Annotated in this window: 16 protein-coding genes and 1 riboswitch; of the genes, 11 read left to right on the forward strand and 5 right to left on the reverse strand. The window is 69.7% G+C overall.

Features of this window, described 5'->3' with window-relative positions; genetic code table 11:
* The coding region (locus AC2CHG_RS10625; protein ID WP_484524647.1) for a patatin-like phospholipase family protein at nucleotides 1–296 on the reverse strand (296 nt) is incomplete at its 3' end.
* 75 nt (nucleotides 297–371) lie between these two features.
* On the opposite strand from AC2CHG_RS10625, the gene AC2CHG_RS10630 reads away from it, so the two are divergent.
* Nucleotides 372–1,100, forward strand: a complete 729-nt coding sequence (locus AC2CHG_RS10630; protein WP_262015750.1) for an SDR family NAD(P)-dependent oxidoreductase — start codon at nucleotides 372–374, stop codon at nucleotides 1,098–1,100.
* A 50-nt stretch (nucleotides 1,101–1,150) separates the two neighbouring features.
* Here AC2CHG_RS10630 and AC2CHG_RS10635 read toward each other — a convergent pair whose 3' ends face one another.
* Together AC2CHG_RS10635 and AC2CHG_RS10640 are read right to left on the reverse strand one after the other, a co-directional pair.
* Nucleotides 1,151–1,276 (reverse strand): MFS transporter small subunit, encoded by a 126-nt coding sequence (locus AC2CHG_RS10635; protein WP_262015751.1) that lies wholly within the window; start codon nucleotides 1,274–1,276, stop codon nucleotides 1,151–1,153.
* Complete coding sequence (locus AC2CHG_RS10640) at nucleotides 1,273–2,682, reverse strand: OFA family MFS transporter (RefSeq protein ID WP_262015752.1); 1,410 nt, start codon at nucleotides 2,680–2,682, stop codon at nucleotides 1,273–1,275. Before AC2CHG_RS10640 ends, AC2CHG_RS10635 begins: the two co-directional genes overlap by 4 nt.
* A gap of 179 nt (nucleotides 2,683–2,861) precedes the next feature.
* On the opposite strand from AC2CHG_RS10640, the gene pdxY reads away from it, so the two are divergent.
* The 5 genes from pdxY to AC2CHG_RS10665 all read left to right on the forward strand — a co-directional run bounded on the left by pdxY (nucleotide 2,862) and on the right by AC2CHG_RS10665 (nucleotide 7,552).
* Nucleotides 2,862–3,713 (forward strand): pyridoxal kinase PdxY, encoded by an 852-nt coding sequence (gene pdxY / locus AC2CHG_RS10645; RefSeq protein ID WP_262015753.1) that lies wholly within the window; start codon nucleotides 2,862–2,864, stop codon nucleotides 3,711–3,713.
* A gap of 99 nt (nucleotides 3,714–3,812) precedes the next feature.
* Entirely contained in the window at nucleotides 3,813–4,277 is a 465-nt protein-coding gene (locus AC2CHG_RS10650) for a helix-turn-helix transcriptional regulator (RefSeq protein ID WP_463839627.1), read from the forward strand.
* 5 nt (nucleotides 4,278–4,282) lie between these two features.
* Complete coding sequence (locus AC2CHG_RS10655) at nucleotides 4,283–4,696, forward strand: VOC family protein (protein WP_262015754.1); 414 nt, start codon at nucleotides 4,283–4,285, stop codon at nucleotides 4,694–4,696.
* 3 nt (nucleotides 4,697–4,699) lie between these two features.
* Nucleotides 4,700–5,149: a pyridoxamine 5'-phosphate oxidase family protein gene (locus AC2CHG_RS10660; protein WP_262015755.1), complete on the forward strand. Its 450-nt coding sequence runs from the start codon at nucleotides 4,700–4,702 to the stop codon at nucleotides 5,147–5,149.
* A gap of 27 nt (nucleotides 5,150–5,176) precedes the next feature.
* Complete coding sequence (locus tag AC2CHG_RS10665) at nucleotides 5,177–7,552, forward strand: ATP-binding cassette domain-containing protein (RefSeq protein ID WP_484524648.1); 2,376 nt, start codon at nucleotides 5,177–5,179, stop codon at nucleotides 7,550–7,552.
* A 65-nt stretch (nucleotides 7,553–7,617) separates the two neighbouring features.
* Here the strand turns inward: AC2CHG_RS10665 and AC2CHG_RS10670 are convergent, their stop codons facing one another.
* Nucleotides 7,618–8,634, reverse strand: coding sequence for an endonuclease NucS domain-containing protein (locus AC2CHG_RS10670; RefSeq protein ID WP_366623546.1), 1,017 nt, complete (start codon nucleotides 8,632–8,634; stop codon nucleotides 7,618–7,620).
* A gap of 271 nt (nucleotides 8,635–8,905) precedes the next feature.
* Here AC2CHG_RS10670 and AC2CHG_RS10675 point away from each other — a divergent pair, with 271 nt between their 5' ends.
* From AC2CHG_RS10675 to AC2CHG_RS10685, 3 genes are all read left to right on the forward strand, one after another.
* Entirely contained in the window at nucleotides 8,906–9,199 is a 294-nt protein-coding gene (locus AC2CHG_RS10675; RefSeq protein WP_366623544.1) for a hypothetical protein, read from the forward strand.
* Entirely contained in the window at nucleotides 9,192–9,812 is a 621-nt protein-coding gene (locus AC2CHG_RS10680) for a PIN domain-containing protein (protein WP_463839624.1), read from the forward strand. Before AC2CHG_RS10675 ends, AC2CHG_RS10680 begins: the two co-directional genes overlap by 8 nt.
* A 793-nt stretch (nucleotides 9,813–10,605) precedes the next feature.
* Entirely contained in the window at nucleotides 10,606–11,592 is a 987-nt protein-coding gene (locus AC2CHG_RS10685; protein WP_484524649.1) for a tyrosine-type recombinase/integrase, read from the forward strand.
* On the opposite strand, the gene AC2CHG_RS10690 is transcribed toward AC2CHG_RS10685, so the two are convergent.
* Nucleotides 11,582–12,610 (reverse strand): beta family protein, encoded by a 1,029-nt coding sequence (locus AC2CHG_RS10690; RefSeq protein ID WP_262015759.1) that lies wholly within the window; start codon nucleotides 12,608–12,610, stop codon nucleotides 11,582–11,584. The two genes, AC2CHG_RS10685 and AC2CHG_RS10690, sit on opposite strands and share 11 nt — an antisense overlap.
* 128 nt (nucleotides 12,611–12,738) lie before the next feature.
* Between AC2CHG_RS10690 and AC2CHG_RS10695 the strand changes: the two genes are divergently transcribed.
* Together AC2CHG_RS10695 and AC2CHG_RS10700 are read left to right on the forward strand one after the other, a co-directional pair.
* Nucleotides 12,739–13,758, forward strand: coding sequence for a hypothetical protein (locus AC2CHG_RS10695; protein ID WP_262015760.1), 1,020 nt, complete (start codon nucleotides 12,739–12,741; stop codon nucleotides 13,756–13,758).
* Nucleotides 13,757–13,838: riboswitch (ZMP/ZTP riboswitch) on the forward strand. It overlaps the preceding gene by 2 nt.
* A gap of 13 nt (nucleotides 13,839–13,851) precedes the next feature.
* The gene (locus AC2CHG_RS10700) at nucleotides 13,852–14,718 is read left to right on the forward strand and encodes a bifunctional 5,10-methylenetetrahydrofolate dehydrogenase/5,10-methenyltetrahydrofolate cyclohydrolase (protein WP_262015761.1); all 867 of its coding nucleotides are present in this window, start codon (nucleotides 13,852–13,854) and stop codon (nucleotides 14,716–14,718) included.
* Nucleotides 14,719–14,721 lie beyond the last annotated feature (3 nt).

Here is a 14,721-nt window from a genome sequence, read left to right on the forward strand (position 1 = left end):
GCGCGGGCCCGCGCCGCGTCCCGGCCCCGCCCACCGGCCCACGCCCAGCGCAACAGCACGCCCGTCCCGAGCCGCGCCGGCACCTCCTCGCGGGGCGGCCGCAGCTGCGCCTCGTACAACTCCGCCAGGGGCGTACCCGAACGCACCTGCGCCCCGACCACCGACCCGGCCGACGTGCCCACCACCAGATCCGCCTCGTCCAACGGCAGGCCGTGCCCGGCGAGCCCGGCCAGCAGACCCAGCTCCCAGGCCACGCCGGTCACCCCGCCGCCACCCAGCACCAACGCGCCCCCCATGTGACAGTCCTCTCCACCCCGGATGGTCCCGCCCACGGTAACGTCGCCCCCACCGCACGACAGGGGAGAAAGGCATTGACCTCCGTCACCATCGTCACCGGGGGAGGACGCGGCATCGGCGCGGCCACCGCCCGCCGGCTCGCCGCCGACGGCCACGACCTGGTCATCGGCTACCGCACCGACCACACCGCCGCCGAATCCGTGGCCGCCGACGTGCGCGCCACCGGCCGCCGCGCGGTCACCGTCGCCGCGGACACATGCGACCCCGACCAGGTACGCCGCATCTTCGACGCCGCCGACCGGCTCGGCCCGCTCACCGGCCTGGTCAACAACGCCGGCGTCACCAGCCCGATCGGCCCGTTCACCGAGCTGCGCGTCGAGGACCTGCGCGATGTCGTCGACGTCAACCTCATCGGGTACGTCCTCTGCGCCCAGCAGGCGGCCCGGCGGCTCACCCGCGGCGGCGCCATCGTCAACGTCTCCTCCGTCGCCGCCACGCTCGGCTCACCCGGCGAGTACATCCACTACGCCGCCGTCAAGGCCGCCACCGACACCCTCACCGTCGGGCTCGCCAAGGAACTCGCGCCGCACGGCATCCGCGTCAACGCCGTCGCCCCCGGCATCATCCGCACCACCATCCACGCCCGCTCCGGCGCGCCAGACCGCCCCGACACCGCCGCGAGCCGGATCCCGATGGGCCGCGCAGGCGAACCCGAAGAGGTCGCCGGCGCGATCGCGTACCTGCTCGGCCCGGACGCCTCGTACACCACGGGCGCGGTCCTGCGCGTCGGCGGCGGTCTCTGACCCGGCGGCGGCCCGGGGATCCCCACCCCCGGGCCGCCGCGTCGCGTCTCCTACTGGGTGAACAGCTTCGCCGCCGTGATCAGCGTCTGCACCACGCCGTAGCCCAGCAGCACCGACACCACCAGCCACGACACCACCAGGCGGACCTGCTGCCCGCCTCCGCCGCGCTCGTTCACGATCCGCTCCTCTCCGTGGTCCCCTGCACCGTCTCGTCCCGCCCCGACGCGGGCTCGTGGTAGCGCTGCGGCACCGGCCGCACCAGCAGGTTCGCCACCAGACCCACCGCCAGCACGCCGACCATCGTGAACAACGCCGGCCGGTACGCCGCCGCGGTCAACGTGCCCGGCTCGCCCTGCGCGTCGAGGAACGCGTTGACGATCAGCGGCCCGGCCACGCCCGCCGCCGACCACGCGGTCAGCAGCCGGCCGTGGATCGCGCCCACCTCGAACGTGCCGAACATGTCCCGCAGGTACGCCGGAATGGTCGCGAACCCGCCACCGTAGAACGACAGGATCACGGCTGCCAGCAGCACGAACAACGCCGTCGAGGTCTGCCCCACCAGCGCCAGCAGCAGGTACAGCACCATGCCCACACCCAGGTACACCACGTAGATCGGCTTGCGGCCGATCACATCCGACGTGGACGACCACACGAACCGGCCCGCCATGTTGAACAGCGACAGCACTCCCACGAACCCGCCGGCCGCCGCCACCGACACCGCCGAGGTCCCGTTGTCGCGGAAGAAGTCCTGGATCATCGGGCTGGCCTGCTCCAGAATGCCGATACCCGCCGTCACGTTGCAGAACAGCACCACCCACAGCAGCCAGAACGACCGCGTCCTCACCGCGTTGGCCGCCGACACGTTGGCGGTCGTCACCAGCGGCTTCTCCGCCACCTTCGCCGGGTCGAAACCGGCCGGCCGCCAGCCCGCCGCCGGGACCCGCACGTTGAACACCCCGAACATCATGATCACGAAGTAGCCGACGCCGAGCGTGACGAACAGCCACACCAGTGCCGAACCCGACGCCGTGGAACCGCTGTTCGACGGGTCGTAACCCGAGTCGAAGAACGACAGCAGCTGCCGGGACAGGGGAGAGGCCACCATCGCCCCACCGCCGAACCCCATGATCGCCAGCCCGGTCGCCAGACCCGGCCGGTCCGGGAACCACTTGATCAACGTGGAGACGGGGGAGATGTACCCGATCCCCAGACCGATCCCGCCCAGCACCCCGTACCCCAGATACAGCAGCCACAGCTGCCCGGTCGCGATGCCCAGCGCCCCGACCAAAAACCCCGCCGCCCAGAAACACGCCGAGACGAACATCGCCTTCCGCGGCCCGTTCGCCTCCACCCACGTACCGGCCACCGCGGCAGACAACCCCAGCATCACGATCGCGATGCTGAAGATCACCCCGATCGCCGTCTGACTCGTGTCGAAATGCGCGATCAGGGAGTTCTTGTACACGCTCGTCGCGTACACCTGCCCGATGCACAGATGGATCGCCAGCGCCGCCGGAGGAATCAGCCAACGGCTGTACCCCGGCGGCGCGACGGTGTGCCGACGATCGAGTGCGGAAAGCATCAACGCTTCCTCCGTCCAGAAGGCGAGAACACCGGAGTTCATGCCCCCACCGCACGCTGCGCCCAAACCCGCCCCGCGCCCGGCGGTCGAAACCCTGAGCCGAACGGTCACCGCCGTCCCGGCCCGTCATCACCCCACCACCAGCAGTCATCCCCGGCAGGGGATGCGACGATGACCAGGTGAAGATCCTGTCCATCCAGTCGTCGGTCGCCTACGGCCACGTCGGCAACTCCGCCGCCGTGTTCCCACTGCAACGCCTCCGACACGAGGTCTGGCCGGTCCTGACCGTGCACTTCTCCAACCACACCGGCTACGGCGCCTGGCGCGGCCCCCTGCTCGCCCCCACCGACGTCGCCGACGTCATCGCCGGCATCGCCGACCGCGGCGTACTGGGCACCGCCGACGCCGTCCTCTCCGGCTACCAGGGCGACCCCGCCGTCGGCGCCGTCATCCTCGACGCCGTCGCCCAGGTCAAGGCCGCCAACCCGGCCGCCCTCTACTGCTGCGACCCGGTCATGGGCGACGTCGGCCGCGGCATGTTCGTCCGCCCCGGCATCCCCGAATACCTCCGCGACACCGTCGTCCCCCGCGCCGACATCGTCACCCCCAACCAGTTCGAGCTGGAGTTCCTCGCCGGCCGCACCACCGACACCGTCGACGACCTGCTCGCCGCCGTCGACGCCGTCCGCGCCACCGGCCCCCGGCACGTCCTGGTCACCAGCGTCCTGCACGGCGACCTGCCCGCCGGCCACCTGGAAGTCGTCGCCGTCTCCGACGACGGCGCCTGGGCCGTCACCACCCCGCTGCTGCCGATCGCACCCAACGGCGGCGGCGACGTCACCGCCGCCCTCTACCTCGCCCACCTCGCCACCACCGGCTCACCACAGACCGCCCTGGAACGCACCACCAACTCGATCTACGCCGTACTCGAGGCCACCCTCGAAGCCGGCACCCGCGAACTGCAGATCGTCGCCACCCAGGACGCCATCGCCGACCCACCCACCCGCTTCACCGCCCGCCGGCTGCGCTGACCGACAGCGCGGGTGCACCTGCCGCCCGGGTGCACCCGGGCGGCGACTCGCCGCTCGAACAGGTGGACGACCCCACCGCCCACCAGGCAGGATGCGGACGTGCCACCGCACCCGGCAACCGACGACCCCGCGTTCGCCCAGCGCCTGCGCGACCTCACCCGGCTACGCCGCGTCCGCGACCGCATCGACCGCGAATACGCCAACCCCCTCGACGTCGAAGCCCTCGCCCGCGGCGAACACATGTCCGCCGGCCACCTCAGCCGCCAGTTCCGCCAGACGTACGGCGAATCGCCGTACGCATACCTCATGACCCGCCGCATCGAACGCGCCATGGCCCTGCTGCGCCGCGGCGACCTCAGCGTCACCGACGTCTGCTTCGCCGTCGGCTGCCAGTCCCTGGGCACCTTCAGCACCCGCTTCACCGAACTCGTCGGCGAACCACCCAGCGCCTACCGCGCCCGCCACGCCCCCGACACCGCCGAACCACCACCCTGCCTCACCAAACAAGCCACCCGACCGATCAGGAATCGAGAAGCCCGCACCGGCCGACCACCACTAGCGTGACCACCATGACGATCACCATTCACTACGCGTTCCTGCCCCACACCGACGCCGACGCCGCCATCGCCTTCTACCGCGACACCCTCGGCTTCGAACTCCGCAACGACGTCGGCCAGGGCGACACCATGCGCTGGCTCACCGTCGGCCCACCCGACCAGCCGGAGACCGGCATCGTCCTGCACCCACCGGCCGTCGACCCCGGCATCAGCGACGACGAACGCCGCACCATCCTCGAACTCATCGCCAAGGGCAGCTACGGCGCGCTCACCCTCGCCACCGACGACCTCGACGGCCTGTTCGACCGCCTCCAAGCAGGCGGCGCCGACGTCGTCCAGGAACCCACCGAACAGCCCTACGGCGTCCGCGACTGCGCCTTCCGCGACCCCACCGGCAACCTCATCCGCATCAACGAGCGGCGCTGACCCGTGACCGACGCACCCCGCACCCGCGCCCAGCGCCGCAAGGACACCACCCACCGCCTCGACCACGACGTCGACTGCTGGGTCGCCACCGCCGGCCCCGACGGCACCCCGTACCTCGTGCCCCTGTCCTTCGACTGGGACGGCCACACCCTGCTCGTCGCCACCCCGGCCGACAGCCCCACCGGCCGCAATCTCGCCGGCGGCCACGCCCGCGTCGGCCTCGGCCCCACCCGCGACGTCACCATGATCGACGGCCGCGTCGAAACCCTCACCATCGACGCCCTGCCCACCGACCGAGGCGACCGCTTCGCCACCCGAACCGGCTTCGACCCCCGTACCCTGACCACGCCCTACCGCTGGTACCGCATCACCCCACACCGCATCCAGGCCTGGCGCGAAGCCGACGAACTACCCGGCCGCACCCTGATGCGCGACGGCCGCTGGCTCGACTGACACCCGCACCACCGGACGGAGAGCACCATGAGCAAGGCCACGACCGGCCTGCACCACGCCGACAGCCACGACATCATCCGCGTCCACGGCGCCCGCGAGAACAACCTGCGCAACGTCGACGTCGAGATACCCAAACGCCGCCTCACCGTCTTCACCGGCGTCTCCGGCTCCGGCAAGAGCTCACTGGTCTTCGGCACCATCGCCGCCGAGTCCCAGCGCCTCATCAACGAGACCTACAGCGCCTTCGTCCAGGGCTTCATGCCCACCCTGTCCCGCCCCGAAGTCGACATCCTCGAAGGCCTCACCACCGCCATCATCGTCGACCAGGAACGCATGGGCGCCGACCCCCGCTCCACCGTCGGCACCGCCACCGACGTCAACGCCATGCTCCGCATCCTGTTCAGCCGCCTCGGCGATCCCCACATCGGCCCACCCAACGCCTACTCCTTCAACGTCCCCTCCGTCCGCGCCGCCGGCGCCATCACCGTCGACCGCGGCCCCGGCAAGACCCAGACCAAGAAGGGCACCTTCAACCGCCTCGGCGGCATGTGCCCCCGCTGCGAGGGCCGCGGCGCCGTCACCGACTTCGACCTCACCGTCCTCTACGACGAGAAGCTCTCCCTCAACGAGGGCGCCATCACCATCCCCGGCTACAGCATGGACGGCTGGTACGGCCGCATCTTCCGCTCCAGCGGCCTGTTCGACCCCGACAAGCCCATCCGCGACTACACCAGACGCGAGCTGAGCGACCTGCTCCACAAGGAACCCACAAAGATCAAGGTCGACGGCATCAACGTCACCTACACCGGTCTCATCCCCGCCATCAGCAAGTCGATGCTCGCCAAGGACGTCGACGCCATGCAGCCGCACATCCGCGCCTTCGTCGAACGCGCCATCACGTTCACCACCTGCCCCGACTGCGACGGCACCCGCCTGGCCCCCGAAGCCCGCTCCTCGAAGATCAACGGCATCAACATCGCCGACGCCTGCGCCATGCAGATCAGCGACCTCGCCACCTGGGTACGCGACCTGCACGAACCCTCCGTCGGCCCGCTACTCAAAGCACTGGGGGACACCCTCGACTCATTCGTCGAGATCGGCCTCGGCTACCTCAGCCTCGACCGCCCCGCCGTCACCCTCTCCGGCGGCGAGGCCCAGCGCACCAAGATGATCCGCCACCTCGGCTCGTCCCTCACCGACGTCACCTACGTCTTCGACGAACCCACCATCGGCCTGCACCCGCACGACATCGCCCGAATGAACAACCTCCTGCTCCAACTCCGCGACAAGGGCAACACCGTCCTCGTCGTCGAACACAAACCCGAAACCATCGCCATCGCCGACCACGTCGTCGACCTCGGCCCCGGCGCCGGCACCGCCGGCGGCACCATCTGCTACGAAGGCACAGTCGCCGGCCTGCGCGAAAGCGGCACCACCACCGTCCGACACCTCGACGACCGCGCCACCCTCAAGGACAAGCTGCGTACGCCCACCGGCGCACTGCCGATCCGCGGCGCCCGCACCCACAACCTGCGCGACGTCGACGTCGACATCCCCCTCGGCGTCCTGGTCGTCGTCACCGGCGTCGCCGGCTCCGGCAAGAGCAGCCTCATCCACGGCTCACTGGCCAAACGCGAGGACGTCGTCAGCATCGACCAGACCGCCATCCGCGGCTCCCGCCGCAGCAACCCCGCCACCTACACCGGCCTGCTCGACCCCATCCGCAAAGCCTTCGCCAAGGCCAACGGCGTCAAACCCGCCCTGTTCAGCGCCAACTCCGAAGGCGCCTGCCCGACCTGCAACGGCGCCGGCGTCATCTACACCGACCTCGGCATGATGGCCGGCGTCGCCAGCACCTGCGAGGACTGCGAAGGCAAGCGCTTCCAGCCCGCAGTCCTCGACTACCACCTCGGCGGACGCGACATCAGCGAGGTCCTCGCCATGTCCGTCGATGAAGCCGAGACGTTCTTCAACGCCGGCGACGCCCGCACCCCGGCCGCCCACACCATCCTCGACCGGCTCGCCGACGTCGGCCTCGGCTACCTCACGCTCGGTCAACCCCTGACCACGCTGTCCGGCGGCGAACGGCAACGCCTCAAGCTCGCCACCCGGATGGGGGACAAGGGCGGCGTGTACGTCCTGGACGAACCCACCACCGGCCTGCACCTGGCCGACGTCGCCCAACTGCTCGGCCTGCTCGACCGGCTCGTCGACGCCGGGAAGTCGGTCATCGTGATCGAGCACCACCAGGCCGTCATGGCGCACGCCGACTGGATCATCGACCTCGGCCCGGGCGCCGGTCACGACGGCGGCCGGATCGTGTACGAGGGCACCCCGGCGGACCTCGTGGCGGCCCGGTCGACGCTCACCGGCGAACACCTGGCCGACTACGTCGCTAGCTGACAGAGAGAGTCGGTAGGGCGGCGAGGCGTCAAGTGATCGCGACGTCGAGCGTTGTCAGCGTCGTGCTAAGGCAGAGGTTCGGCTAGTTGGTGAAGAGTCTGATCTTCCTCGCTGCGGTACCAGTTCTGGGCCCAGAGCTGTGCTCGTGGCGGCTGTCCGGTGGCCGCGTGGATGATGAAGCGAATGAGCTCAATCAGCCGATAGCGCTTTCCATCGACGGCCCACTCGACCGGTCCGTTGACGTCGTTATGCCACCGCACCCGGGCCCGATCCGGATCCTCGCCAAGCCATCCGCGGATCGCCTCTCGGTCCTGATCGACCAGGTCGGGGACGCTGATCATCAGCGGGGTTCCGTCCGCGATCGCTTGGTGCGCGATGAGCCGCTGCACGGCGGCGGCTTTACGCTCCCCGGATGCGCGGGAGGCGGCCTGAGTGCCGCTACTGGAACGGGGTCGGACCATGAACTCCTCGGCATCAGGGACGGGGAGCAGTTGCGCGACTGATAGCACCTTCTCACCACTGACAGTCCGGTAGAGCTGATAACGCACCAGCCGAATGTCGATACCCGCCTCATACAGGTACAGTGCCGTGTTGGTAACAGCAGGGCCGAAGTCCGACGCCATCAGGACGATCCGAGGCAGCCCGAGCGTTTCGTCCGACAGGCCCTCCGACCACTCCATCAGATCGGCGAGGGCCTGCTGGCTCGTGACAGCGGCGCCGAGGTGAGCGGCGTGTACCTCGGCAAGCAGATCGAGGGTGAACCGGCTGGCCATGGCGGCATAGTTAATGGCCTGCATGGTGATGGTGTCCGGAGCTCGGTCGCGCTTGAGTTCAATCACCACCAGTCGGCCGGTCCGGTCGAGACCAAGTACGTCCAATCGGCTCGCTGTGCTGCCGGTGGTGGAAGCCCAACGGCCGTACTCGAAGGTGACAACCTTGATGCCGTCACCGATCAACTGTGGGTGGTCGATCACCCACTGCTGAAGGTGCTTGCGTTCCAAGAGGCCGGCCTCGGCCAGGGTAATGGGCTGCGCGGGTACCGCGGTTATGCCGTCGACCGTGAACAGCAACTCTTCGGGCATGTTGCACCTCCAGGCGTTGACCGTACCGGGCAGGAGGATCGAAAGATCAGGGGAGCCGACGCGGTATTTGGCGAGTATGGTGATGCGACATGATCGCCTGCGGTGGCAGACGCGGGGCCAACAGCCGAGCTGCGGCGGTTCTGAACCGGCTGGGGCAGTACGACAAGCAGCAGCGAATGCGCCACTGACTGCGGGACCGTCGGGCGGTGATGGTCCGCGACAATGAAGGCCTCACAGGGACAACACGGGGTAGCGCGGGCCCCGTCATCCGGTGAAGGATCGCGAAGTGCTCATCAACCCGCTCCCAGGTTCAAGCCCTAAAGCCTTGCATTCCGCGCTGACCGACCTCCGTTTCGCAGTTGCCAACCAGCAGGGCAGCGGCCAGTTCACTGCCAGCGAGCGCGCGACCGCCTACCTAACCTGGATGCAGGAAGGCCGCCGTCGACTGCGGGGGCAGGTGCGGACCGGTGATCTGGAACGACTCGTACCCACCAAAAGCTACGACGTGGTGATGTCCTCGCTTTCGTCGCTCACGACGCATGTGAGCGGCGACGCGGTTGGTTAACGCTCTGATCAACCAGCAACTCTCAGAGCGGGCGGACGACTTACAGGCTGCAATCGACGATCTTCAGCAGCAGACGCAGCGGTTCGCAGGGGAGGATCTCCTAGTAGTCCTCGACACCAATGTGTTCATGCACCACCCGCAGGAGATCGAATACCTCGACGTCCACGGGTTGATCTACCGAGCCTTCGAGCCGCTCCGCGTTGTCGTCCCGATGGTCGTGGTGGACGAGCTCGACCGCCTCAAACGGACCGGAGACGGGAAGGGCCGCGCCCGGGCTCGGTACGCCGTCGCCTACATCGACCGCATATACCGCACGGGGGGCCTGATCCGGCCCGCCAACTTGTCCCACGACGAGACCGCCCGAGGCATGCTCAAGCTAGACGTCCTCTTCGACTCGCCTGGGCATGTTCGTCAGCCGCAGGCCGACGATGAAATCGTCGACCGAGCCGTCGCCCTGCAGACGCTCGCTGGCAGGCCCGTCCACCTGGTCACCTACGACACCGGGATGGCGATGCGCGCACTCAACTCTGGCCTGAAGGACATCAAGCTGGAGCAGGAGCCTGAACAGGTCGACGTGAATCCGCGACGGCCTAGGCAGCCCCGAGGGCACTGAACCGCCCGCGTGCTCATGGATATGCCGGCCGGGGGGAGAGAGAAGCAGCCTACTGGCCGGTCGGCGCACAACTATGGCACCGGGCTCGTCCGGATCCAGATCGCGGAAGGATCGTGCCGGAGGCCGAGCTAGGCAGTTCGTCGAGAGGTCAGGAACAGTTGACCCGCTGAGTGTGCAGGAAGAGCGCGAGCCCGACCTTGCGTGGGACAGCTCCATGACTGCAGCAGTAACGCTCGGCACCAACTTTGCTGATCAACAGCTACTCGACAGCGATTCGATAATGCACATTATGTCAAGTGAAGCTGAGGCGGGAGCTCCCCGAGCGCCCGCGCGAGGCAGGTGACCGCCTTTGCGGGCCTTCGGGGGCGCCGGAGTGCACGCAGTCACCCCCTGTCGTGCCGCCGGGCCGCGTGCTCAACCTGGCGCGCGTTGGCAGCGGCAGCGAGCTCGCCGCGAGCTGGCTCACGCCTCCAGACACGATGTCGCCGCCGTTGCGTCCAGGCACCGATCATCGGGCCGGCCCATCCACCGGCCGACCCGAGCGTCCCCCGCCGAATCCCACCTCACTCCACCCGCCGTCCGCCGATCATGAAGCTAGCGGCGACACATCAGACAGCACTTCCGGTCAACCTCATGATCGCTGGCGCGGCCGCCAGTTCGCCGATGTGGCTGCATCGGAGCACTGGGGTTACCGCCATCTCGGCGAGAGGGAGTTGATCATGGCGTTGGTCGCCCCCCGCTCCCCTGATATGGACTCCTGGCGGGAACGCGAGAATCATGCATAATATCTCTTATGCATGACAAACCGGACGAAACGGTAGGCACTCTGATCGAGGAGTTCCTGACCGCCCGGGCCACCCGTAAGCCCTCCCCCCACACCCTGGCCGCGTACCGGCGGGATCTGACCACGGTGGCCGAGCTCGTCGCCGCCGATGGTGACGCCTCTCCCCTGCACCTGTCCGTCAGCGCCCTCTCCCCCAAGGTGATGCGCGCGGCGTTCGCGCGGTTCGCCGCTCCCCGGGCCGCCGCGTCGGTCCATCGTGCCTGGTCGACGTGGAACAGCTTCTTCACGTTCCTAGTCGCCGAGGGTGTCGTACCGGGCAATCCGATGCCGGCGGTGGGGCGGCCCCGCACTCCGCTCCCCCGGCCCAAGCCACTGCGGGGCGAGGACACCCCGGAGGAACTGCTGGCGGCGGTGGCCCGGGCGGAGGGCCGGCAGCGTGACCCGTGGCCGGAGCGCGACCTGGCGGTGCTGGCGCTGGCGTTGTGCGCGGGGTTGCGGCTGTCGGAGCTGCTGGCGCTGCGGGTGTCGTCGGTGGCCGGGCGCGACGGTGAGCGGCGGGTGGACGTGACGGGTAAGGGCGGACGGCCACGTACGGTGCCGATCGACGACGGCGTGGACCGGGTGCTTGCGGGTTACCTGGACAGCCGGCGGCTCCGGTTCGGGTCGCGCAGTGTGCGGCCGGATTCGCCGTTCCTGGTGGATCGTCAGGGTGAGGCGTTGCGGCGGGGTGGGCTGCAGTACCTGGTGGAGTCGTGTTACCGGCGGGCGGGCATCGGTGACCGGGTGCCCCGGGGTGCCCGGTTGCATGCGTTGCGGCACACGTTCGCGACGCGGCTGGCGGAGGACGGGGCGAGCGCGGCGGAGATCATGCGGTTGCTGGGGCACGCGTCGTTGGCGTCGTCGCAGACGTACATCGAGGTGACGGCGGGTCAGCAGCGGGCGGCGGTGGCGGCGAACCGCACCAATCGGGCGTTGTCGGGGTTGGTCAAGCGATAGCTGTCAGGCCGAGCTGGTCGGCGACGTACGACAGGTGGTGTGACGTTGCCCAGGCAATCCATTGGGTGGCGGTGCCGGGGCCGGCGTGGCGGGCGGCGCGCAGGGCGATCTGTTCGTCGCCCCAGGAGAAGTGACGCCCGGTGGGCGGCCAGTGGTCGGCGGATACGAGGGCCCGGCAGATGTCGTAGATGCCGGTGTTGCCGCTGTCCATGCCGTCGCTGTGCGCACGGTAGGTCCACCAGGCGTCCTGGTGGGTATAGCGGATGTTGGGTGCTGGCCCTCGGCGTCCCGAGCCGGTGCCGGGGTGAGTGACGCCGTAGTCGGCGAACTGGATGTCATGGTCCTTGAGCCGCTGCCAGAGGTCGAAGTCCCGCCTGCGGAGCGGGATGGCGGTGCCGGCTGGTACGTGGGAGATCGTGGCGGGCATCGCTCCGGCGGCGACGACGACCGCCTTCCAGGGGTGGCGTCCGGCCCACACGAGGTGTTTGCGAACGAGGGGCTCGGCTGTCGTGAGGTGCCGGTCGGATGCCACCTCGGCGACGTCGATGACGAGGGTGCAGTTCTCAGGTCGCAGTTCGGTGGCGGATAGGACGTGGCGCAGTCGTGCGTCGGTTTCGGCGTCGTCCGGTTCGGTGTGGTGGGCGGCGAGCCGGAGAACGCCACCGTAGGGCGCGGCGGCGTAACGGACGTCGGCCAGTTGTGCGGGGGTGTCGTTCAGGTGGGCGACGGGCAGCGCGGGGATCCCCCACGGGTGCAGGTCGTCGGCGATGTCGCGGAGTGGCCGGCGGGTGCCGGTGGTGGGCTCGGGGAGGTGGCGCACGTCGACGGCGATGGCCATGTCACGCGGGATGCTGTCCTGTGCGCGTCGACTGAAGGTGCATGCGTCGGTGATCGGACCGCGCTTGGAGGGTGGCAGGTCGAAGATCGGGAGGATGTGTGGTGCGAGTTCGTCGGGGACGTGGCTGACGGCCTGGAGTTCGGCTTGGCGTCCTTTGAGGATCGGGTGGTAGCCCGTCATTCGCATCGCCCCACACGATTTCGACGACAGTCGCTAACGTCGATGTTCCACGTTCTGTGCCCAAACGACAACCGTACGTATCCAGAATGGGTCTGTCGGTGCGCTGCCGGGCTGGCAGGATCGGGCGGATGCGAATGGGTGCGGCGCGTGCGGTGGCGGTCGGGTGGGTGCGGGAGCGGATGCGTGCGGATCCGTCGATCGAGGGGGCGTTGTTCAGCGGGTCGACTGTGGGGTTGCCGGACGACGCGGTGCTGCCGGTGTGGTCGGACGTGGACGTGTTGCTGGTGCGCCGGGAGCCCGGTGTGAAGGTGGGCAAGTTTCTGCACCGGGGGGTGTTGCTTGAGGTCAGCACTGTCACGTGGGCGGAGTTGGGCGGCCCGGAGGATGTGCTGGGGTCGTGGGTGTTCGCGCCGATGTTCCGTACCGATGGGGTGATCGCGGATCCGTCGGGGCGGCTGGCGGCGGTACGGGAGCGGGTGGCGGCGGGGTTCGCGGATCCGGTGTGGGTGCGGGCGCGGTGCGCCGGGGTGCGGCGGCGCATCGAGGCCGGTTTGCGGGCGGTCGACGCCGCACCGTCGACCGCGGAGCAGGTGCTGGCGTGGGTGTTTCCGACGTCGTTGCTGGCGGTGTGGCCGGCGGTGGCGGGGCTGGCGGATCCGACGGTGCGGCGGCGGTATGTGCGGGCGGAGCGGGTGTTGTCGCGGTTCGGGTTCGCGGATCGGTACGCGGGCCTGCTGGACACGCTCGACGGCGGCGGTGTGGGTGTGGACGCGGCGCGGGTGCGGGAGCATCTGGCCGGGTTGGCGGTGGTGTTCGACGAGGCGTCGCGGTTGCCGCGGGAGGGGTTCGCGTTCGGGGCGGATCTGGGTGCGGCGGGGCGTCCGGTGGTGTTCGACGGTGCGGCTGAGCTGATCGAGGCGGGGCGGCATCGGGAGGCGATGTTCTGGGTGCTGGTGACGTACGCGCGGTGTCATGTGGTTCTGGGTGCGGTGGCGCCGGAGCGGGAGCGGGCGTTCGGGGCGGTGCTGGCGGATCTGGGGGTGGCGTCGGCGGCGGATCGGCGGCGGCGGGCGGACGGTCTGCTGGCGGCGTTGCCGGGGTGGCAGGCGGTGGTGGATGCGGTGGCGGCGGAGGCTGTGGCAGGCTGAGGGGGAACGCGACTGGCGGCACGGGGATGGGTGAACCATCGGGGAGCTCGTCGTGGGGGTCGACCGCCTGGGCCTCCGCGGGCGAGGTGTCGTATGTCTTCTGCGCGGTTGCTGCCGGGTGCCCCGGTGGCGGAGCGGGTGTTGTCGGAGGTCGCCGCGTCGGTGGCGGAGCTGCGTGCGGCGGGGGTGACGCCGGCGCTGGCGACGGTGCTGGTGGGTGACGACGACGCGAGCGCGGGTTATATCCGGATCAAGCAACGCCAGGCGGCCGACCTGGGTTTCGTGTCGCCGCACGTGCATCTGCCGGCGTCGGCGTCGCAGGTGGATCTGCACGCGGTGCTGGCGGATTTCAACGCGGACGCCACGGTGCACGGGGTGCTGGTGCAGTATCCGATTCCGGGTCACCTGGACTACGACCGGGCGTTGGCGGAGCTGGATCCGGACAAGGACGTGGACGGGATGCATCCGGTGAACATGGGCCGGCTGGCGTTGGGGTTGCCGGGTCCGTTGCCGTGTACGCCGGCGGGGATCGAGGCGTTGCTGGCGTTCCACGGTGTGCCGGTGGCGGGCCGGGAGGTGGTGATCCTGGGCCGGGGTGCGACGTTGGGGCGGCCGCTTGCGATGTTGCTGGCGCAGAAGCGGCCGACGGCGAACGCGGCGGTGACTGTGGTGCACACGGGTGTGGCGGACTGGCCGCGGTACACGCGGCGGGCGGAGATCCTGATCGCGGCGGCGGGGGTGCCGGGGATCGTGCAGCCGGAGCATGTGCGGCCGGGCGCGGTGGTGGTCGGTGGTGGGGTGCGGTACGAGGGACGGCGGTTGCTGCCGGACGTGGACGAGTCGTGTGCCGAGGTGGCGGGTGCGATCACGCCGCGTGTGGGCGGGGTGGGTCCGACGACGGTGGCGATGTTGTTCCGTAACGCGGTGGACGCGGCGCGGCGGCAGAGTGGGCTGGGTTGAGCG

The sequence above is a fragment of the Micromonospora sp. ATLC20 genome, assembly GCF_057196585.1.